This is a genomic window from Ruegeria lacuscaerulensis, from assembly GCF_013034685.1.
Taxonomy (GTDB): Bacteria; Pseudomonadota; Alphaproteobacteria; order Rhodobacterales; family Rhodobacteraceae; genus Ruegeria; species Ruegeria lacuscaerulensis_B.
The window spans coordinates 1-19,972 of the sequence record NZ_WQGO01000016.1; the positions used below are offsets into that span (position 1 = coordinate 1).

16 protein-coding genes are annotated in these 19,972 nt (G+C 56.5%); 14 read left to right on the forward strand and 2 right to left on the reverse strand.

Features of this window, described 5'->3' with window-relative positions:
• The first annotated feature begins 1,055 nt into the window (after positions 1-1,055).
• The 4 genes from GOV80_RS21275 to GOV80_RS21290 are packed head-to-tail and all read left to right on the forward strand — an operon-like array spanning position 1,056 to position 6,605.
• Positions 1,056-3,152, forward strand: coding sequence for a hydantoinase/oxoprolinase family protein (locus tag GOV80_RS21275; protein ID WP_170787598.1), 2,097 nt, complete (start codon positions 1,056-1,058; stop codon positions 3,150-3,152).
• On the forward strand, positions 3,152-4,804 hold the full coding sequence (locus GOV80_RS21280) for a hydantoinase B/oxoprolinase family protein (RefSeq protein ID WP_170787600.1): 1,653 nt from the start codon (positions 3,152-3,154) through the stop codon (positions 4,802-4,804). Before GOV80_RS21275 ends, GOV80_RS21280 begins: the two co-directional genes overlap by 1 nt.
• Positions 4,801-5,868 (forward strand): pyridoxal phosphate-dependent aminotransferase, encoded by a 1,068-nt coding sequence (locus tag GOV80_RS21285; protein WP_170787602.1) that lies wholly within the window; start codon positions 4,801-4,803, stop codon positions 5,866-5,868. Before GOV80_RS21280 ends, GOV80_RS21285 begins: the two co-directional genes overlap by 4 nt.
• On the forward strand, positions 5,865-6,605 hold the full coding sequence (locus GOV80_RS21290; RefSeq protein WP_170787604.1) for a maleate cis-trans isomerase family protein: 741 nt from the start codon (positions 5,865-5,867) through the stop codon (positions 6,603-6,605). Before GOV80_RS21285 ends, GOV80_RS21290 begins: the two co-directional genes overlap by 4 nt.
• Positions 6,606-7,076: 471 nt before the next feature.
• Here GOV80_RS21290 and GOV80_RS21295 read toward each other — a convergent pair whose 3' ends face one another.
• The gene (locus GOV80_RS21295) at positions 7,077-8,024 is read right to left on the reverse strand and encodes a DMT family transporter (protein ID WP_237215975.1); all 948 of its coding nucleotides are present in this window, start codon (positions 8,022-8,024) and stop codon (positions 7,077-7,079) included.
• Between the two features lie 264 nt (positions 8,025-8,288).
• Positions 8,289-8,942: a GntR family transcriptional regulator gene (locus GOV80_RS21300; protein ID WP_170787606.1), complete on the reverse strand. Its 654-nt coding sequence runs from the start codon at positions 8,940-8,942 to the stop codon at positions 8,289-8,291.
• A gap of 208 nt (positions 8,943-9,150) precedes the next feature.
• On the opposite strand from GOV80_RS21300, the gene GOV80_RS21305 reads away from it, so the two are divergent.
• The 10 genes from GOV80_RS21305 (at position 9,151) to GOV80_RS21350 (ending at position 19,835) form a co-directional block, all read left to right on the forward strand.
• Positions 9,151-10,233 (forward strand): Gfo/Idh/MocA family oxidoreductase, encoded by a 1,083-nt coding sequence (locus tag GOV80_RS21305; protein WP_170787608.1) that lies wholly within the window; start codon positions 9,151-9,153, stop codon positions 10,231-10,233.
• Positions 10,234-10,330: 97 nt separating this feature from the next.
• Positions 10,331-11,341 carry a TRAP transporter substrate-binding protein DctP gene (dctP, locus tag GOV80_RS21310; RefSeq protein WP_170787610.1) on the forward strand — a complete coding sequence of 337 codons (1,011 nt, stop codon included), beginning with the start codon at positions 10,331-10,333 and terminating at the stop codon, positions 11,339-11,341.
• 30 nt (positions 11,342-11,371) lie between these two features.
• The gene (locus tag GOV80_RS21315) at positions 11,372-11,947 is read left to right on the forward strand and encodes a TRAP transporter small permease (protein ID WP_170787611.1); all 576 of its coding nucleotides are present in this window, start codon (positions 11,372-11,374) and stop codon (positions 11,945-11,947) included.
• Positions 11,944-13,239, forward strand: a complete 1,296-nt coding sequence (locus GOV80_RS21320) for a TRAP transporter large permease (RefSeq protein WP_170328647.1) — start codon at positions 11,944-11,946, stop codon at positions 13,237-13,239. Before GOV80_RS21315 ends, GOV80_RS21320 begins: the two co-directional genes overlap by 4 nt.
• The gene (locus GOV80_RS21325) at positions 13,239-15,125 is read left to right on the forward strand and encodes a bifunctional sugar phosphate isomerase/epimerase/4-hydroxyphenylpyruvate dioxygenase family protein (protein ID WP_170787612.1); all 1,887 of its coding nucleotides are present in this window, start codon (positions 13,239-13,241) and stop codon (positions 15,123-15,125) included. Before GOV80_RS21320 ends, GOV80_RS21325 begins: the two co-directional genes overlap by 1 nt.
• Position 15,126: 1 nt before the next feature.
• The gene (locus GOV80_RS21330) at positions 15,127-15,999 is read left to right on the forward strand and encodes a shikimate dehydrogenase (RefSeq protein WP_170787613.1); all 873 of its coding nucleotides are present in this window, start codon (positions 15,127-15,129) and stop codon (positions 15,997-15,999) included.
• Positions 15,996-16,811 carry a citryl-CoA lyase gene (locus tag GOV80_RS21335; RefSeq protein WP_170787614.1) on the forward strand — a complete coding sequence of 272 codons (816 nt, stop codon included), beginning with the start codon at positions 15,996-15,998 and terminating at the stop codon, positions 16,809-16,811. The genes GOV80_RS21330 and GOV80_RS21335 overlap by 4 nt, the downstream gene beginning before the upstream one ends.
• Positions 16,801-17,988, forward strand: coding sequence for a Gfo/Idh/MocA family protein (locus GOV80_RS21340; protein ID WP_237215977.1), 1,188 nt, complete (start codon positions 16,801-16,803; stop codon positions 17,986-17,988). Before GOV80_RS21335 ends, GOV80_RS21340 begins: the two co-directional genes overlap by 11 nt.
• The gene (locus GOV80_RS21345) at positions 17,978-18,652 is read left to right on the forward strand and encodes a hypothetical protein (RefSeq protein ID WP_170787616.1); all 675 of its coding nucleotides are present in this window, start codon (positions 17,978-17,980) and stop codon (positions 18,650-18,652) included. Before GOV80_RS21340 ends, GOV80_RS21345 begins: the two co-directional genes overlap by 11 nt.
• On the forward strand, positions 18,645-19,835 hold the full coding sequence (locus tag GOV80_RS21350; protein ID WP_170787617.1) for a Gfo/Idh/MocA family protein: 1,191 nt from the start codon (positions 18,645-18,647) through the stop codon (positions 19,833-19,835). Before GOV80_RS21345 ends, GOV80_RS21350 begins: the two co-directional genes overlap by 8 nt.
• Positions 19,836-19,972: the final 137 nt, after the last annotated feature.

Here is a 19,972-nt window from a genome sequence, read left to right on the forward strand (position 1 = left end):
GAGAATTGAATCAGCAGCTTGCCTCTCAATCAAGGAAGAGTTTTTCAACGACATCGGCTCTCAACAGCCATTCGCTGCACTAGGAATGAAAGATCGCTCCGCCTTAGCCTTTAAACTGCACCCCCGCCAGTACCAGCGACCACCCGTCAGAGCCAGGAACGACTAGTCGGTGACCCAGCCAGAGCCTGTGAACGGGTCTCTAGTGGTCTCGAAAGCTGTCCTACAACCCCAGCCAGTTCATTCATACATGGAACGGCGGCATGCCACAGGGGCTCAACTCTCCGAGAAATGCCCGTTTATACCTCGGCTGTTCTGGCACCCTCTGACCTCTCGTCTTTCATGAATTTTTTAGCAGGGGTCCTAAGGGGGCGGGGAATAGGTATATGTAGTGAACAGAAACCAGAGAATAGAGAAGCCCGAGTATCCTCGTTTCTGATCCACAATATATAGAGGGAGGAGGAGGTTGTAGGGGAGATTGAGGACCCATAGCACTCGCAGCCAACCGACGTTCACTGCTAGTTAAATCACGTAGCGGTGAATTCATGATTGGGTCTTCAATTGATCAAGACCTGAAGTCATTCACCGTTCAGCCACGAGACCGTCGACAATCAAAAGTTTGCGACAGAATCGAAGCTGAATTCCGAAGCGAAAAAGCTGGTCAATGATGACGGCGGTGCGCTTGTCCCGATGAATGCCAACCACATCATGAGTGTCAGCAACACTCTGACGCAGGGCAGTATCGCCGCAAATAGGGAAATGGATGTTGCCAAAGCGCACGAGCGTTGTTGGTTTGCCTAATAGCGTATTTCCCGTCCGACGGTCTGACACCGGCAGATTTCTTGGCCTGCAGCGATGATTCTTGTCGCTTGCAGGCCTTTTTGTCGCGAACGCGCTTGTCTCTTGTCGAAAGCTGGGCAAGCTCGAAAAATGAACCGGAATCGTACTACAAAACGTCTGGACCGCCGTGCCACCGGCTGTAACCTTGTGCCGCAACGGATGTGATCACCCGAAAGGGCGCTCTATCTGCACGAACTCAGGCGAATTTGGAATACCACGTGACCGCTCAACGCTTGCGCTTAGCCATTGATACTGGTGGCACATTTACGGATACGGTGCTTGTATCCGGCGACGAGACCATTGTTGCCTCGACCAAGACTTTGACCACCCACCAAAACCCCGCAGATGGGGCGATGGAGGGCGCGCAGCGCGTCATTGCCCAGTCCGGGCGCGCGTTGAGCGATGTGACAGGCTTCATTCACGGCACAACGCTGGCAACCAATGCGTTGATTGAACGACGCGGCGCGGTTGTGGCGACAGTGACGACTGAAGGTTTCCGGGACATCCTGGAGATCGCGTACGAGCGGCGCTATTCGCAGTATGACATCAACTTGGAAAAGCCCGATCTGCTAGTACCACGTGAACGGGCGCTGACCGTTCGGGAACGTATGGCGGCAGACGGCAGCGTCCTGATCCCTCTCGAAGACGACGCGATTGATGCGCTGATGGCTGATCTATACGTCAGCGGTGCCGAGGCGGTCGCGATCTGCCTGATGCATGCCTATGCCAATCCCGAGCACGAGCGCCGCCTGCGTGACATTCTGGCCAAAAGACGCCCGGACCTGACGGTCTCAATCTCGTCCGAAGTAAGTCCCGAGGCGCGCGAGTTCGACCGACTCTGCACCACTGTTGCCAATGCCTATATTCAGCCGCTGATGGAAAGCTATATTAACCGGTTCGTCACCCGGTTCGAAGCCGAGGGCGTGACATGCCCGATCCTGATGATGACCGCCGGAGGCGGCATGTGCACCGAGCGGACCGCCACCCGATTCCCGATCCGGCTGGTGGAAAGCGGTCCTGCAGGGGGTGCTATCCTTGCCGCGCGCATCGCGGCGCGGGCCGGGATTGGCGATGTGCTGTCCTTTGACATGGGCGGCACGACCGCCAAGCTGTGCCTGATCGACAATGCCCGGCCCCAGACCTCGCGCCAGTTCGAGATCGCGCGGGCGGAACGTTTCATCAAGGGATCAGGCATGCCGGTGCGCATCCCGGTGGTCGAGATGATCGAGATCGGCGCGGGCGGCGGATCCATCGCGGGTGTCGACCGTCTGGGCCGTCTGACTGTCGGCCCGAAATCCGCCGGATCGGAACCCGGCCCGGTCGCCTTTGGCCGGGGCGGCACTGAGCCGACCGTGACTGACAGCGACATTACGTTAGGCTATATCGCGCCAGATACATTCGCCGAAGGGCAAATCCAGCTTGATCCGGATGCCTCCAAGGCTGCCCTGACCCGAGTGATCGGTGAAAGGTTGGAGTTGGATGCCGTAGGCTCGGCAGATGGGGTCAGTCGCATCGTAGACGAAAGCATGGCTAGCGCCGGGCGCATGCATGCGGTGGAATCGGGCAAGGATCTGGGCCCGCGTACTATGATCGCATTCGGTGGCAACGGCCCGCTGCATGCCAGTCGCGTTGCACGCTCTGCCGGTGTGTCGAGCATCGTGATCCCGCCTAACCCGGGCGTTGGGTCCGCAGTTGGTTTCCTGTTCGCACCTGTGTCGTTTGAGATCGTCCGCTCACGCTACTCCCTGCTCAACAGCATGGATATAGATGGCGTGAACGACCTTTTCGAAACAATGATTGCCGGGGCAAAGGAGGTCGTGGCCCAGGGTGCCAGCGGTACGGCGACCGAAACCCGGCGGACCGCCTTCATGCGCTATAGTGGTCAGGGGCACGAGATAGAAATCACGCTCCCAGACCGTGCATTGGGGGCCGATGATATCGTCCGCCTAACTGCCGCGTTTGAGGATGAATATCGCAAACAATTCTCGCGCCCTGTGCCGGGAATGGCGATCGAGATTCTCAACTGGGCCGTTCGGGTCGCAACCCCAAACAATGACGTACCGCCGATGCCGGAAACACCTGATCGCCGTGCCTTTAACGTGGCCGAATGGCGACCCATTACCTGCGACGTTGACGGTGTTTTGAAAGACGCAGCCTTTGTTGCGCGCGCGGATCTGAAACCTGGTGATTTCGTTCCCGGCCCCGCGCTGATCTACGAACCGCAAACCACGACGCTGGTCTCGGCTGATTTCTCGGCGCATGTGGACGCCATTGGGAATCTTGTCCTGATCCATGACCTGACAGGAGACGCTTGATGACTGCCGATCTTTCTCCGGCCCACCTGCAAGTAATGTGGAACCGACTGCTGGCGGTGGTCGAGGAACAGGGCCAGACCCTGATCCGAGCGGCGTTTTCGCCAATCGTACGCGAGTGCGGCGACATTTCTGCCGGGATTTTCGACGAGCAGGGCCGGATGCTGGCGCAGGCCGTCACCGGCACACCGGGACATATCAACACCATGGCTGCGGCGGTTATGCATCTGCGTGAGCATTTCCCGGTGCAGACCATGAGGCCCGGCGACATATACATGACCAATGATCCCTGGCTTGCCTCGGGGCATCTGAACGACTTTCTGCTGATGATGCCGGCGTTCAAGAAGGGCAAGGTCGTGGGCTATACCTCGTGCACCTCGCATCTGGTCGATCTGGGTGGTCTTGGAATGGGCCCCGAAGGGTCGGATATCTATGACGAGGGGCTTCTGATCCCCCCTTGCAAACTGGTCGAAGAAGGCACTCCAAACGCCCTGCTGCTGAATATCATTCGCGCCAACAGCCGCGAGCCGATTGCAAACGAAGGCGACATCTATGCGCTGATCGCTTGTTGCGAGACCGGCGTGACCCGGCTGGTCGAGATGATGGACGAGTTTGGCATCGACGATCTGGACCGCTTGGGCAGCTATATCATCGACACGTCGCGCCATGGCACGCTTGAGGCAATCGCCGAGGTGCCGGAAGGCGTCTATAAGAACGTCCTGAAGATGGACGGCTACGAAAATGAGCTGGTGATGCAAGCGACACTCACCGTCAGCAAGTCGGGCATGCATGTGGATTTCACCGGCACTTCAGGCTGTTCGCGCAAAGGCATAAACGTGCCGCTCAACTATGCCACCGCCTATACCGTATTCGCGCTGCGCTGCATCGTTGGTCCGGATATCCCCAATAATGCCGGGTCGCTGGAACCGTTTACCGTGGACGGCCCTAAGGGTTGCATTCTAAACGCCCAACGTCCGGTTCCAGTGGCGATGCGGCACACGCTGGGTCAGGTCACCCCCGATCTTGTGCTGGGTTGTCTGCATCAGGCCTTACCCGACGCGGTCCCGGCTGAGGGTGCAAGCTGCATGTTTGACCTGCCCATGCGTCACGCTCCCGAAGTTGCCCGCGACGGTGGCCGCGAGTTTGCGATTGAGCCGGTTCATAATGGCGGCACCGGCGCGCGGCCTCATGCGGATGGGCTGTCAGCCACCGCCTACCCCTCGGGGGTGTTTGGCAGTCAAGTCGAGATTACCGAGAGTGTGGCACCGGTGACCATCTGGCGACGTGAACTGCGCCCCGATTCTGGCGGCGCAGGCAAGTATCGCGGCGGCCTCGGGCAGCGGATCGAGATGACCTCGTCCAATGACGCGCCGTTCATCGTATTCCTATCGGTTGAACGGCTGAAGTTTCCCGCCCTTGGCCGCATGGGCGGGCAGCCCGGCGCGCCAGGACGCATCCGTTTCCGCGACGGCGACAATGACCTCCCGGGCAAGGGAGAGCAACGCGTCGAAGGCGGCGATTACCTGATCTTCGACACCCCCGGCGGTGGCGGGTTCGGCGCCCCTACTGACCGTGACCCCGACGCGCTGGCGCTGGACCTCAAACGCGGTCTGGTCACCGCTGAGGGTGCCAAAGCCTATGGAGGTGACGCATGATCCGCCCGGTTCCCCATGTGGATGCGATGGCGGCCTATGCGCTGGCTGATCTGGGTGGCGCGGGCGTCATCTCACTGGCCCAGAACGAAAGCGCCTTTGCCGCAAGCCCTAACGCAATCGCAGCTGGGCAAGCGGCAATGACCGATCTGCCGCTATATCCCGACCCGGAATGGCCCGATCTGCGTGCTGCAATTGCAGATGTGCACGGGCTGGACCCGGCACGGATACTGTGCGGCGCAGGCTCGATGGAGTTAATCGGTTGCCTGATCCGGGCCTATGCAGGCCTCGGTGACCAGGTACTGGGCACAGATTTCGGATACGCGTTTGTGTCCACGGCAGCGGCGCAGGTGCAGGCTGATTACGTCAAGGCCCGCGAGCTCGACCTGACCGTCTCCGTCGACGGCATCCTGGCCACGGTGTTGCCCGAGACCCGGATCGTCTTTATTTGCAATCCCGGCAACCCGACCGGCACTTTGATCCCCAATTCCGAGGTTCTGCGACTGCGGGACGGATTGCCTAAAGATATTCTGCTGGTCGTGGATCAGGCCTATGCCGAGTTTTCCGATGATGCCCATGACCCCACCGAAATATTCGCCCTGACAAACCGCGGCGATACCGTGGTCATGCGTACATTCTCCAAGGCCTACGGTATGGCAGGCGCGCGCGTTGGATGGGGCTACTTCCCAACCGAAATCTCGGGTGTGATGTGCAAGCTTCTAAATCCCAACAACATCTCGATTGCCTCACAGACCGCCGCCGCCGCCGCCATGCGGGATCAGGCGCATATGCAAAATGTGGTCAAACGGACCGCCGAAATCCGCGACAAATTTACTGAAGACTGCCGCGCAATGGGCCTGAACGTCCCGGAAAGTAACACCAACTTTGTTCTGCTGCGCTTTGCCTCGGATGAAGAGGCGCAACGTGCGGATGCGGCCCTGCGGGCCGAAAATCTGATGATGCGCGGCATGGGTGGCTATGGCCTCAACGACTGCCTACGCGCCACGATCTGTGAGGTATCGGTCATGGATCGCTGCCTGAAGGTGCTGAAAGGGGTGTTGTCATGAGCTACGAAACCCGCCGGCGGGCCAAAATCGGCGTCCTGGTGCCTTTCACCAACACCAATCTGGAACCGGATATGGAGTTGATGCGGTCGCCGGATACTACCATCCATTTTCAACGCATTGGCGGCTATGACGTGGATGAGATCCCCGGCTCAGACCAAATGGCAGGGCTGGGTGCTTCGGATATCAGCCATGATCTGCGAATGATCTCAGGCGTGCGCCCCGATGTTGTGCTTTATGGCTGCACCTCGGCCACTTTGACCCATGGACCATCCTTTGACGCCGACTTGGCACGCGAAATCAAAGAGGTATCGGGTGCCTTGTCCTTCACGGCGGCAGGGGCGCTTGTGGCCGCGATTCAGGCGCTTGGTGTGACCAAGATCGGTTTCTCTTCGCCCTATCTGGGCGAGATCAACTTGCAGGCAGTTGAGTTTCTAGCGCAAAACCAGATCGCAACCGTCAAATGTGCCGATGTAGGTCGCGAGCTGGGCAACTATGGGCAAGGCGAGCTGACCCCGGACGAAGTGTTCGATCTGGCCTGTCAGGCCGATCACCCCGATGCGCGGGCGATCGTTCTCAGTTGCACCGACATGCGATCAGTCGAAGCTGTTGAACGCATCGAGGTTGCGCTGGATAAACCAGTAGTCACCTCAAATCAGGCGATGATATTTTCGGTGATGCGTGCGTTGAAACTGCCGCGTCGAGGCAACGAGCCGGGCCGGTTGTTCGATCGGCTGTAGGTTGGCATGGACACAGAGTTACGCGCGCTAGGTGGAGGCGCCACTTTGGCTCTGCTACAAGCCTTAGGCCATTGACCATTGCGGCGTCAGCGCCGGTGCGGCGAACGGAAAAATCCAGTTGCAAATTGGTTCGTGACTTCTTCCCGATCAAGATATGACACGCCGTAAATCAATTTCCTAGCTCCATAGAACCTCCGCTAGAGGAGAGATCGGAGTGCGTCAGAATACCCGAAACCACTGGGGCATTTCTTGGAGGGTTTAGTCCTAAGTGCCTAGTCTCGTTCCATGTCCTGATGAACTGGCTGGGGTGTTAGGATTTTTTGTCAACATGTGGAAAATTAACAAAATAAAGGAAATGGGGTCAATGGGTAGTGTTCGGAAATTGGTTTAAGTCCAGTATTGTGCCTCACTTTTCTGCTTTTGACTTTGTGTTTGCACTTTGTATGTCCGGAACGGACCGAGCGAGTAGCCTTAGATTGGAGGTACGGCACGTACGGTGACCAACTGCCTGGCCGCCACCCTTTCGCGATGTATCATATACAGCCCCGCACTGATGATGATCGCAATGCCAAGCAGGCTAAGCGTGTTCGGGAAATCATTGAAGACAAGATAGCCGAACAAGGTTGCGACCGGCAGCTCAAAATACTGCAGCGGTGCCAGCGTGACGGAAGGTGCAAAAGACAGCGCATAGGTCATCATCATGTGGCTCACCGTCGCGAAAAAGCCAGCGCCCAAAAGCCACAACAACGCGATATCTGTTGGCCAAACGGGATCAAACAAATCAGAGCCGGAACCTTGCGCAACAATTAGAGCTGGAATGCAAACCAGGCTGGCGATCAGGCCGGTGTGGAATTGCAGGGTCACAGGGTGCACCCGACGCGACAACCCCCGGGTCAAAAGAATGTAGAAAGCGAAGGCAACTGCCGTGCCAAGCGGAATAATAGCAACCGCGCCGAAAGCTGCGAAACTTGGCTGGATGACGAACAACACCCCGACAAACCCCACAAGCGCCGCGCCAACGCGACGCGGGCCAACGGCTTCTCCAAGATAGAACTTGCCGACCAACAAGACGATGAAAGGGGCAACGAACACGATTGCCAGCGCATCGGCAAGGGGCATCACCCGGATCGCGGCAATGAAGCAAAATGTTGCGAACACCAGCAGCAATGAGCGGAAAACCATCACAATCACCTGATCTTTTGCCACGCGCAACGATAGTCCCATTATCCAGATGAAAGGCGCCATTAGCACACATTGCACCACAAACCGAGCAGCCGTAATCTGTCCAACCGGCACACTGGTCGACGCGAGTTTCGCGGACACATCCAGCAAAGGAGCGGTTAGGCAAAACCCCAGCATCAGCGCAACGCCAACAAGGGTGCGATCCGGAGATTGAGGTATGGGTTCGGCAGAGGTCATCGTTTCATTTAGAGATGTCGCCAAATGCTTGTCTGTTCTCAATACGACGACAGGCAAAAGTCCCGCAATCCACGAGTTCGGGTTGAATTGGATGTAGCGCTCGTGGCGAATGTCTCCTCTGAAGGGCCGCACAGCCGCATCAGGTGGCCGGGCCAAAGGGCAGCTAAGGGCCGTTCACAAACTTCTCGATTTAGATTTAGAATTTTGAGATTTTCACTGCCAAGTCGACCTGAAGACGTCGAAGCACGCAATCAGCATGCCGCCTTACATAGCCTCTAACGTGTGGGTGAGGCCGTTTCGGATGTGATCCTCCAACAGTTTCTTGGCCGTGTCGGCGTCTCTGGCCAGTGCCGCATCAAACATGCCCTTGTGCTCCTTGACGGCCTCTTCGCCACGATAGGTCAGCACGAGCATCTGATACCGCAGATATTTGTCGTAGATGATCAAGTGCAGAGACAGAAGGTTCTTGGAATTGCAGGCCGCGATCATCGCCTGGTGAAACTCCCAATCATATCTTTTCCAAGTCTCTTTTTCGGATTCATCTCCTCTGAGAAGCTGCTGTTCCATCAGGTGCAGTTTGTGGTGTGCAGCAACGAGGTTGCCTTCCCAGTCCGTGTCGCCATTCGCAATGGACAACTCCAACGCGTGGCATTCCAACAGGACACGCAGCTCTGATATCTCGATCAGGTCTTCACGGGAGACCGGTGTAACCAGGAACCCCCGTTGCTCGGGAGCTTCGACAAATCCGTCGCTGGCGAGCCTGTTCAGCGTTTCACGAAGTGTCGAAAGGCTTGCCGAGTAGCGTTCCTTCAAAGCGTCCAGTTTCAGTTTGGAGCCGGGCTGCAACTCCCCGAAGATGATGTCCCGCTTTATACGCTGATAGGTACTTGCACCTATCGTAGACGGCTGTTTCGCCATGCGTTTCACCCGATATTACCAGTTTTCTCATTAACTTAGCATTTTCTAGAGGTATCAACAATCTGTATTTATATATGATGAAAATAATAATATCATATATTATTGCGGAATCGCAAAAACATTTATACGGTCGCGGCCAAGTAGGGCCAACCAGCCCGATCGCAATAATTGGTTTCGGGATTTTCCGGACCCTCCGGAAGGAAGCAAAGTGTCAAAAAACTTTCGTATTGCCATTGTTGGCATCGGTCTTGTTGGGCGCCGCCACGCAGACGCTATCCGAGCGTTGCGCCATGTTGATCTCGTGGCAGTGGTCGACCCCAGCGATGAAGGTCGTGCCTACGCGGTTGAGCACAGGGTCGCGTGTTACGAAACCCTCGAGGAAATGTTTGCACATCAGACGCCGGACGGAGCTGTTCTGGCGACCCCGACCACGCTTCATGTTGAACAAGGCCTCACGTGTGTTCGACATGGGTGTCCCGTTCTTGTCGAAAAACCGATCGCTGTAGAAGCCAACGCTGCACTTGAGCTTGTTCAAGCAGCGGAGAAGGCCAATGTGCCACTGATGGTCGGACATCATCGTCGGCACAATCCTCTGATCCGGTCGGCTAAGGAAGCCATTGTCGATGGGAAGATTGGAGATGTGCGCGCTGTCCATGCGAATTGCTGGTTCTATAAGCCTGACGAGTATTTTGATGCTGCGCCCTGGAGAAAGAAACCCGGTGCAGGGCCCATCTCGGTCAATCTTGTCCACGATGTGGATCTGCTGCGGTACCTGGCCGGAGAAGTCATGACCGTACAGGCTCAGTCGGCTGCATCGCAGCGGGGATACGACAACGAAGATGTTGCCGGTGCTCTGTTGACGTTCGAAAGCGGGGCGATAGGGACGATAAGTGTGTCCGACAGCATCGTAGCTCCATGGAGCTGGGAGATGACGTCTCAGGAATATCCAATCTATCCTTCAACCACTGAGAGTAGCTACATGATAGGTGGATCTCATGGTTCGTTGTCCGTTCCTGATCTTCGATTGTGGAGTTACCAGAGTGAGCAAAGGGACTGGTGGACGCCTATCTCATCAACCGCGCTGAAGAAGGGTGCGTCTGATCCTCTGGTCAATCAGCTTAGGCATTTTGTTGAAGTAGCTAGGCACGAGGCAGAGCCGATTGTGTCTGGATGGGAAGGTTTCAGAACGCTTCAAGTTATTGAAGCTATTCAAAATTCCTGCAGAACAGGTGAAACGGTCAGGATAAAAACCTTGCAAAAATCACCAAAGGTAGACATGACGGCTGCATAAAATATCAGATATTTTGCAAAAAATCTTGCAAAAATCATAAAATAGGTCAAAACTCAGAATCGGAATAATGCATCATGATGTCTCAGGGAGGAGCAAAGTGATTACCAAACTTACTCGCCGGGCTGCTGTGTCAGCCCTGGTCGCAACCGGTGTTCTGTTTAGCGCGACAAGCGGTGCGCTGGCGGACGACAAAGTCCAACTTCGCCTCGCAACATCAGGATCGGAGACCGACCAGCGTTCGGTCGCCATGGCCGAGGTTTTCGCGCCCATGGTTGCTGATTTCGCAAGCTACGAGCCCAGCTATAACGGCACGATCTTCGCGCAAGGCACTGAGCTGGATGCTATCAGTCGCGGCAATCTGGAGATGTCGATCACCTCGGCGCAGGAGCTGGCGCAGTTCTTCCCCGAGTTTTCGATCTTTACCGCAGGCTATGTCCACCAGGACGCCGCGCATCAGGTGGCAGTCTTCAATGATCCCTTGATGGATGCCTTCAAGCAAAAGGCCGAAGAAGAACTGGGCGTTAAATTGCTATCGGTCATGTATCTGGGTCGTCGTCAGGTGAACCTGCGCCAGCCCAAGGATGAGCTGACCGTCAGCACTCCGGCTGATCTGGAAGGTGTAAACCTGCGGATGCCGGGTACAGATGCGTGGCAGTTCCTTGGCAAAGCGCTGGGTGCCGCCCCGACACCGATGGCGTTCTCAGAGGTCTACACAGCTTTGTCGACCGGTGCCGTTGACGGTCAGGACAACCCGTTACCGACTGTGGTTGACGCCAAATTCTACGAAGTGACCAATCAGATCATCCTGACATCGCACCTGGTTGACTTGAACTATATCGCCATCGGTAAAGAGGTTTGGGACGGGCTGACACCGGAACAGCAGGCCAAGGTTCAGGAGGCTGCGGATGCGGCGGCTGAATCCGGCCGCCAGAAGCAGCTTCAGAAGGAAGAGGATCTTGTCAGCTTCCTGAAAGAGCAGGGGATGGAGATCTACGAACCCGATCTCGCTGCGTTCCGCGATCAGGTACAGTCTATGTATCTGGACAGCGAGTTCGCTGGCTCGTGGCCTGAGGGCGTTCTGGATCAGATCAACGCTCTGGGCAACTGAGCCCAGCAAGACAAGGGAGGGAGAACCATAATGAAAGCCTTTATGAAGGGGTTCTCCCGACTGACCGAAGCGATTGCCGGCGGGATGCTGGCGGCAATCTTCCTGATCTTCCTATTGCAAATACTCTTGCGCTACTTCTTTACCCCCGCCGGATGGACGCTTGAACTTATCGGCATTCTGTGGGTCTGGGTGATCTTCTTCAGTTGCGCTTTCATAGTGCGTGAACGGGATCACGTGAAGTTCGACATCATCTACCTTTCCGTGCCGATGCGCGTGCGGCAGGTCTTTGCGATGCTGGCGGCCGCAGCGATCGTGGTCGGTATGCTCTACAGCTTCCTTCCGACGTGGGACTACATCGATTGGATGAAAATTCGCAAGACATCGACTGTCCGCAATCCGTTTTCCGGCGAGAAGATACCTTTGCGCACAGTATTCTCGATTTACGCGGTATTCATGCTGGTCGTCGCAGCGCGCTACGCGTGGCTTTTCTTCGACATTATGCGCAATGGCCCCCCAAAGACAGAGTTGGAACTGGTCGTTGGGTACAACGTGGTTGACGACCATCCCCGAGTCGACGTCGAAGAGGACGAGGAAGTTAAGAAATGAGTTTTGAACTTCTTTCCTGCCTGCTCGCTCTCTTCCTTCTGGCAGGCATCGGGACACCTATCGGCTATTCCATCCTCTTGGCCTCATTAGTGTACTTGGGCACGGCCGGACTGGACGTCGCCCTCGCGGGTGAGAAGATCCTGCAAGGCTTTTACAAAAGCACGATCCTGCTTGCCGTGCCTTTGTTCATCGTCGCCGCGAATATAATGAACGCTGGGTCGATCACGGACCGTCTGCTGAACTTCTGCGTAGCCGCTGTCGGTCGTTTCAAGGGCGGCCTTGGGCACGTAAACGTGGTAGCGTCTCTGATCTTTTCCGGCATGTCCGGCTCGGCTGTCGCGGATGCCGCGGGGATAGGCAAGATAATCATTGAAATGATGACCAAAGATGGCCGCTACAGCCGAGGTTACGCAGCCGCAATCACGGCGGCGTCGGCGACGATTGGCCCGATCATTCCACCCTCGATCCCGATGGTTTTGTACGCGCTCGTTTCCAAGGCCTCTATCGGGTCGCTGTTCCTGGCCGGTATTCTTCCGGGCCTGATCATGGGCGTCGTCCTCATGGCGATGAACTACTATCTGGCCGGAAAGCGGAACTTTGCATTGGAAGAACCTGTTCCACTGCGCGAATTGCCGGCTAAAACCGCCAACGCGTTTCCGGCTCTGCTGATGCCTGCAATCCTGCTGTACGGCATATATGGCGGCGTTACTACTCCGACCGAGGCTGCAGCCGTGGCTGCATTCTACGCTCTGCTATTGGCAGCGTTGTTCTACCGCGCGCTGACCTTCCGTGGCCTTTATCAAGTGTTCGTCGACAGCGCGCGCTCTTCCGCAGCCGTCGGGGTGGTCATCGGGGGCGCGTTCATTCTGAACTTCATCGTTATTCAGGAGCAAATACCGCAGTCTATCTCGGCGCTGTTGGAGGGTTCTGATGTCAGCCCGATTGTGTTCCTGATCCTCGTAAACCTGCTGATCCTCGCGCTGGGATGCGTGTTAGACGCAACAACGATCATCCTGGTGATCGTGCCCCTGTTCATTCCAACCTGCGAAGCGCTCGGGATTGATCTGGTGCATTTCGGAGTGCTGGTCGTCGTGAACTCGATGATCGGTCTGATCACGCCGCCCTATGGCATTCTACTCTTTGTGATCAACGCCGTGACGGACATTCCGCTGCGCGAAATCATCTCCGAAATCTGGGCCTTCCTCGCGGTGCTCATCTTCGCCCTCGTGATCATGATGCTGATGCCTGATCTGGTTCTGTGGTTACCGCGTATGTTTGGATATCAGGGATAATGTGCCTCTCGGTTTCGACAACGTCGATCCCCGGTGATCTGGCCGAAAAACTGAGTGCTATCGCCGACGCGGGGTTCGGAGGTGTCGAATTACACGAACCGGATTTGACCGCTTTTGATGGGCCGCCATCGCAAATTCGGAACATTGCATCAGATCTCGGCCTTAAGATTTGCCTGCTGCAACCCTTCCATAACCTTGAAGGCCAGTCCGGCGGTGGACGGGAGCGCGCCTTTGATCGGCTGAAGCGCAAGCTCGACCTGATGAGCGAGTTGGGAACGAAATTGCTGCTTATCGGGTCTGCCTTCGAGGTCGATGTCGCTGCGACCGAAGAACAGGTAATCGCAGATCTTGGCGAGGCGGCCCAAATCGCTAAAGAAATGGGGATGCGTCTGGCCTATATGGGCTTGCCATGGTCGGATCTTATTCACTCGGATGAACAGGCGTTAGGCGTCGTTGATGCTGTCGACAGCCCTAATCTGGGGTTGGCTTTGAATTCCTTCTTCTCGCTTGCCGACGGATCCAAACCAGCCCGCCTTCGGGACATTCCCGGAGAGCGGCTGTTCCATGTGCAACTGTCCGATGCACCCCGGCTTGAGATGGATATACGTCGGCTCAAGCGGCACTTTGGGCTTCTGCCGGGGCTTGGGTCGCTGAACCTTGCGGGCTTCGTTCGCGTGTTGTCTCGCGCCGGATACAAAGGGCCTTGGTCGGTTGCACGCGTCAACGAAGCAGCTCCTCAACCCGGTGGCCGAACACTGGCCCGAGACAGCTACAGGTCGCTGGTGAACCTCCTGGATGAGGTATCCCGGACCGAGCCGGGAACCGATTTCGGCATCCCGGACCTGCCGGAACGCGTCTATGCGTCAGGCTTCGAATTTGTCGAATTTACAGCCGACGAAACAAGCGGCGCGCAGCTGGCAGATATGTTGTCAGCAATGTGTTTTCGAATGGAGCGAAAACACGTATCCAAGTCCGTCGAGCTGTGGCGGCAGGGCGCGATAAACATCGTTGTGAATACCGAAAAGGAAGGATTTGCCCATTCGGCGTTCCTGGGTCACGGCCCCTCCGTTTGTGACATGGGGTTGCGTGTCAAAGATGCGGATCAGACGGTTCAGCGGGCGACCGCGTTGGGCGCGCCGAATTTCTCACAACCGGTGGGAACAGGGGAACTGGATATCCCGGCCATTCGGGGCGTTGGTGGCAACGTCGTTCATTTCATAGATGAGAAATCCGATCTGCACCGGGTATGGGACATCGAGTTCGAGCCGGTTGCGAAAACCAAAGTGACCCAGCCTGCCGGCCTGCGCCGCATCGATCATTTGGCTCAGACGATGCGTCACGATGAGATGCAAAGCTGGCTGCTCTACTACATTTCTACTTTTGAGATGGCGAAGTCGCCAATCGTAAACGTTGCAGACCCGTCTGGCGTCGTACAAAGCCAAGCCATTGAAAGCCCCGAGGGCGAAGTGCGCCTGAACCTGAACGGGGCCGTTGGGCGCCGAACACTGGCAGCGTCCTTCCTTGAAGATGGCTTTGGGGCCGGGGTTCAGCACATCGCCTTCCAGTCTGACGACATATTTGAAACCTCAGCCCAATTGCTAAAGTCCGACTTTCCTAGTCTGGCGATCCCGGAAAACTACTACGCTGATCTGCAAGCGACATTCGGATTGGATGACGATTTGATCGCCCAATTGCGCAGGGGGAACATTCTCTACGATCGGGCGGCGGGTGCCGAGTATTTTCAGATATACAGCCGCCCTATCTTTAACGGCTTTTTCTTTGAAATTGTTGAGCGCCGAACTGGCTACGCCGGCTATGGCGCGCGTAATGCTGCGTTTCGATTAGCGGCGCAAACGCGACACCACATGGCGGAAGGAACAACCTAAAATGAAGGCCGCACTAATCGGGCAAGGGATTTCTGGCTCCATGACGCCTGAGATGCATGAGGCGGAGAGCCGGGCGCAGGGTATCGATCTGAGCTACGGTAGGATCGACACTGCAAAAGAGCCATTTCGTGGAATGTCGGTCGCTGATCTACTGCATTATTCCGTTGAATTAGGCTGTGCGGCGGTCAACGTGACACACCCCTACAAAGCATCAGTAATTGATCATCTTGATGAGCTTTCCAAGACTGCTGAGGAGCTTCAAGCTGTCAACGCGGTGGTTTTTTGTGACGACCGAATGGTTGGCCATAACACCGATTACATAGGTTTCCACAGTGCCTTCGGAGATTTTTTTGGGTCATCGAAGACTGAAACGGTTCTCTTGTTTGGTGCCGGTGGCGCGGGCAGTGCAGTCTCTTTGGCTTTGCTTGATTCAGGTGTTCGAGATCTGGAGATCATCGATCCTGACTTCCACCGAGCGCAGGCGCTGGTCAGTCGACTAAAGGTCTTGCGCCCTTATGCAAAGCTTCAGGGTTCCCCCTCGATTTCGTTGGATCGGGTCAAATTTGTGGACGGAGTGGTAAACGCAACACCGCTCGGGATGGATAAGTACCCCGGGTCGGTAATTTATCCATCATTGTTGCGGCCGGGTGCTTGGGTGGCAGATATCGTATATTTCCCGCTCGAGACACACCTTCTGAGCAGCGCCCGCACAACTGGGTTGAAAGTGATGAATGGTGCTGGGATGGCAGTTCATCAGGCTGCAGCGTCTTTTGAAATCTTCACCGGCTGCACCGCCTCAATCAGTCGTCTTCAAAGCGTTTTCGATTCACTTTGTCAGCAGCGCATGCGCGAGCTTAGAGGTGCAACGGTATGACAAACGACGAGCAAGCTATCCGCCAATGGTGGCGTACTTCAATCATCGACATGAAGCCCGGTCAGATCGCTTTTCGTGGCAACGCCATAGAGGACCTGATCGGGAACGTATCTTTCCCGCAGATGATCTGGCTGATGGTGCGGGGCGATCTGCCCGGCGGCGCACAAGCGCGCCTGTTCGAGGCTGCTTTGGTCGCAGGCGTGGATCACGGCCCGCAAGCCCCCTCGATTGCGGCTGCGCGTATGGCCGCCACCTGCGGGGTGGGTCTCAATAATGCGATGGCGACTGCGGTGAACATGCTGGGCGACGTGCACGGCGGGGCAGGAGAGCAGTGTGCAGAGCTGTACTATGATATCGCAGTCCGCATGGATGCGGGAGCTTCGCTGAATGACGCTGTTCGGGATGGCTTGGACAGTTGGCGCGAGACCTACGGCAAGATCGTATCGGGCTTTGGTCACAGGTTTCACAAGCCTGTCGACCCACGCGCACCACGTTTGATGCAACTTGTTCGTGATGCGGCGGCAGAAGGCACAGTTTCTGGCCGGTTTGCCGATATCGGAGAAGAGGTTCAAGCCGAACTCGGTCGTCAACGAGGCGGTCGGCCAATTGCCATGAATATTGACGGAGCGACGGCCGTGATCTTCTGCGAACTTGGCTTTCCTGCGCCCTTGTCGCGAGGGCTGTTCTGCCTGTCCCGCTCGGTCGGAATACTCGCCCACGCTTGGGAACAGATGAACCAGGGTGGCCGAAATAAAGGGCCGATGCCCCCAAATTACTTACCCCTCTACGAAGACAGGAATGATGACAGGTGAGACATCGAAATCCTTCCGGGTCGGCCTTATTGGCTGTGGTCGCATAAGCGATATCTATCTAAAAACGCTATCCAAATTCTCGAACGTCGAGGTCGTGGCTTGCGCAAGCCTCGATCCTTCGGAAAGCCGCGTCAAGGCGGATCAATACGGCATCGCCAAGGCCTGCACTCCAGATGAAGTGTTTGACGATCCGACAATTGACTGCGTTTTGAATCTGACAATTCCGGCGGCCCATGCCGAAATCAGCCTGCGCGCTCTGGAGGCGGGCAAACACGTCTATTCAGAAAAGCCGCTGGTTATGAATCGCACGGATGGTAAGGCGATTCTGCACATTGCCTCTGAAAAGGGGTTACTGGTCGGTTGCGCGCCCGACACATTTCTGGGCGGTCGCTGGCAGACCGTTCGGCGCTTGATCGACGAGGGTGCCATTGGCAAACCGACAGGGGCTTTTGCCCATGTCGGGACCCACGGGACGGAGCGCCACCATCCCAACCCGGATTTCTACTATAAGGCGGGTGGTGGGCCATTGCTGGACCTTGGGCCGTACTACCTGACCGCCATGATTTTTTGCCTTGGGCAAATTGACCGCGTCGCCGGAATGGCTCGGCGCACGTTCGACAAAAGGATGATCGAAAACGGCCCTCGCAACGGTGAATGGATGGATGTCGAGGTCGACACGCATTCCCTAAGCCTGCTGCAGTTCTCTTCCGGGGCAATAGGGTCGATGACCATGAGCTTTGACGTCTGGGATAGCGAAACGCCGCGGTTCGAGATCTACGGTGAAAAAGGCACCATCAGCATCCCAGACCCTGACCCGGTACATGGTGCCAACATCTTTCAGGGGGATGTCTGGCTGAAAACGCGGGAGACCTCGCGCTGGTCTCATCAGCCGCGCCCATCCGGTCGCGAAGGCTGGCAGGTGGTCGTCAACAAACACGGGTTCAATGAGGACAGCCGTGGTCTCGGCCTTTTGGATCTGGCCCTGGCGGCGCAAGAAGGACGCCAACCCCGTGCAAGTGGAGCGCTCGCCTACCACGTTTTCGAGGTCATGGACGCGATCGAACGGGCACCAAAATTTGGCGCCTATCAGACGATAGAAAGCCGTTGCGCGGCTCCGGAGCCTTTGCCGGTCGATTTCCTTAACGATGAGAGGAAGGAATTGGTTCATGCCGATTGAGACACTCGACTTTGCTCAGCCATTCTTTCGCATCCAGCACATAACTGACGAGCGCAGAATTTCTATCGAGGGTCGCGCCATCGTCCTTAACCTTGGGGGGCGAAATCTCTCTGTCGAGGATCAGACCATTGCACCGCTTTCCTCTGTGATCGTGCAAGACAGCACGCTTAGCGGCGTTGAACGTGCAGTCATTGTCCACGATTTCGACGCCCATGCCGATGACAACGAGTTTTTCGCATGGGTGAAAGATACATGGCCATCTGCTTTTGATGTTCGCCAAGAGGAGCGTTTGCGCGGTGTCAGCCACTACATGTCGCCAAAGGTTTTCGTGGGTAACGTTGGACTGACCATGTACCATTCCGGTTCGGTCCCATTGAATGTCGGATTGCACAAGGATCATCCGTTCTGCCCGGTACCGGGGTTTCGCGAAGTGCATACGCAAATCGTAGGCTTTGGCAAAATGCAGCAATGCCGTGAGCGGGATGTTGAAACCCTTTATCTCGAAGAATTCATGGCCCCCGGCACGACGCACAAACCGATGTATGACGCTGAAGGCAACTATCCCTGGCATCAGTACGAGACGATTACCCCCAGCATTTTCATGGCGGTGGAAATGCTGCCGGAAGGCGTACGGGTCCCGGAAATGGAGATGCAGAATGGCTGAGAGACTTTTACCCGAAGACCTGAACTTTGACGGACCTTTCCCCCGGTTGTCTCGCCGTTTGCGGCTGGGCGTTATTGGCGGCGGACGGATCTCTGTCACGCAGGCAACGGCCGCGCGGATGACCGACCGGTGGGAGGTCACCGCAGGCGCGCTCAGTTCTGACGCCGCGCGAAGCAAGGCGCGCGGGGCCGAGTGGTTCCTGCCGGCAGACAGGTGCTATGCGTCGTTCGACGAGATGGCACAGGCCGAGGCGGCGCGCCCGGATGGCGTAGATGCAGTCATGATCACGACACCGAACCACGTTCATTTCGAAGCTGCCAAAGCGTTTCTTGAGGCGGGCATTGACGTGCTGTGCGACAAGCCCCTGACCAACGAAGTTGCCGAGGCCGAGGGGCTTGAGGAGATCGCCGCACGCACGGGAAACATCTTTGCTGTCGGATATGCGATGTCATGTTTTCCAGTAATCCGTCAGGCCAAACAAATAGTGGCGGAAGGCGGCATCGGTAAAATCAACCAAATCCACGTCGAGTTCATGCAAGACTGGATGACGCCCGATGATGTGGCTGATGCGCCCCACGTCAAATGGCGGCTGGACCCAAAGATTTCTGGTCCGACCAGCTGTGTCGGCGATATCGGCACTCATGCCGCGCATCTCGCCAGTTTTGTCTCGGGCCTGCCTTTGACTGACCTACGGGCCGAGTTTCATGTCTGCGGCGCGCCAAAGCCTTTGGAAGACACAGTATTCATGTTCACCCGCTATCAAAACGAGGTTCCGGGAACTCTGATGGCGACACGCCTGGCCCCCGGAAATCGAGGCGGTTTGCGCTTACGGATATTCGGGAGCGAAGGAGGCCTCGAGTGGGACTTGGAGAATTCGGAACAGCTGAAGTTCAATCGGTTCGGTGAGCCGGATCGTACCATCAGCCGAGGTCACGGGCATGGTATCGGACCCGGCGCAGAACGTCTGATCCGTACCGCGCGGGGCTTCCCTGAGGGGATTATCGAAGCCTGGGCTAATCTTTATGCTGAGTTCGCAATGGCAGTGGCCGCGCGCCGGGATGGCGTCGCGATTCCGGCCCATTGGCTGACCTATCCCAGTGTCAATCAAGGCGCAGACGGTGTCCGATTCATTGATGCCTCCGTGCGCTCTCACCAGTCCGGAGGTGACTGGGTCCCTCTCTAAGGCTTTGCCAACACGAATGTAAAACATGCCCGGGCGCTTTCATTTCCTGCTCAGTATTTTAAGTTGATATTTTTAAAAATATCAGATATTTTTTACTACGTGTGATGAAATTGAGATTCGCAGACACGTGGAGCTGT

Bases quoted from the DNA above. Each gene is read 5' to 3' on its own strand.
- GOV80_RS21280 (WP_170787600.1), top strand. From the start codon at position 3,152: ATGACTGCCGATCTTTCTCCGGCCCACCTGCAAGTAATGTGGAACCGA.
- GOV80_RS21285 (WP_170787602.1), top strand. From the start codon at position 4,801: ATGATCCGCCCGGTTCCCCATGTGGATGCGATGGCGGCCTATGCGCTG.
- GOV80_RS21290 (WP_170787604.1), top strand. From the start codon at position 5,865: ATGAGCTACGAAACCCGCCGGCGGGCCAAAATCGGCGTCCTGGTGCCT.
- GOV80_RS21295 (WP_237215975.1), bottom strand. From the start codon at position 8,024: ATGACCTCTGCCGAACCCATACCTCAATCTCCGGATCGCACCCTTGTT.
- GOV80_RS21300 (WP_170787606.1), bottom strand. From the start codon at position 8,942: ATGGCGAAACAGCCGTCTACGATAGGTGCAAGTACCTATCAGCGTATA.
- GOV80_RS21315 (WP_170787611.1), top strand. From the start codon at position 11,372: ATGAAAGCCTTTATGAAGGGGTTCTCCCGACTGACCGAAGCGATTGCC.
- GOV80_RS21320 (WP_170328647.1), top strand. From the start codon at position 11,944: ATGAGTTTTGAACTTCTTTCCTGCCTGCTCGCTCTCTTCCTTCTGGCA.
- GOV80_RS21325 (WP_170787612.1), top strand. From the start codon at position 13,239: ATGTGCCTCTCGGTTTCGACAACGTCGATCCCCGGTGATCTGGCCGAA.
- GOV80_RS21330 (WP_170787613.1), top strand. From the start codon at position 15,127: ATGAAGGCCGCACTAATCGGGCAAGGGATTTCTGGCTCCATGACGCCT.
- GOV80_RS21335 (WP_170787614.1), top strand. From the start codon at position 15,996: ATGACAAACGACGAGCAAGCTATCCGCCAATGGTGGCGTACTTCAATC.
- GOV80_RS21340 (WP_237215977.1), top strand. From the start codon at position 16,801: ATGACAGGTGAGACATCGAAATCCTTCCGGGTCGGCCTTATTGGCTGT.
- GOV80_RS21345 (WP_170787616.1), top strand. From the start codon at position 17,978: ATGCCGATTGAGACACTCGACTTTGCTCAGCCATTCTTTCGCATCCAG.
- GOV80_RS21350 (WP_170787617.1), top strand. From the start codon at position 18,645: ATGGCTGAGAGACTTTTACCCGAAGACCTGAACTTTGACGGACCTTTC.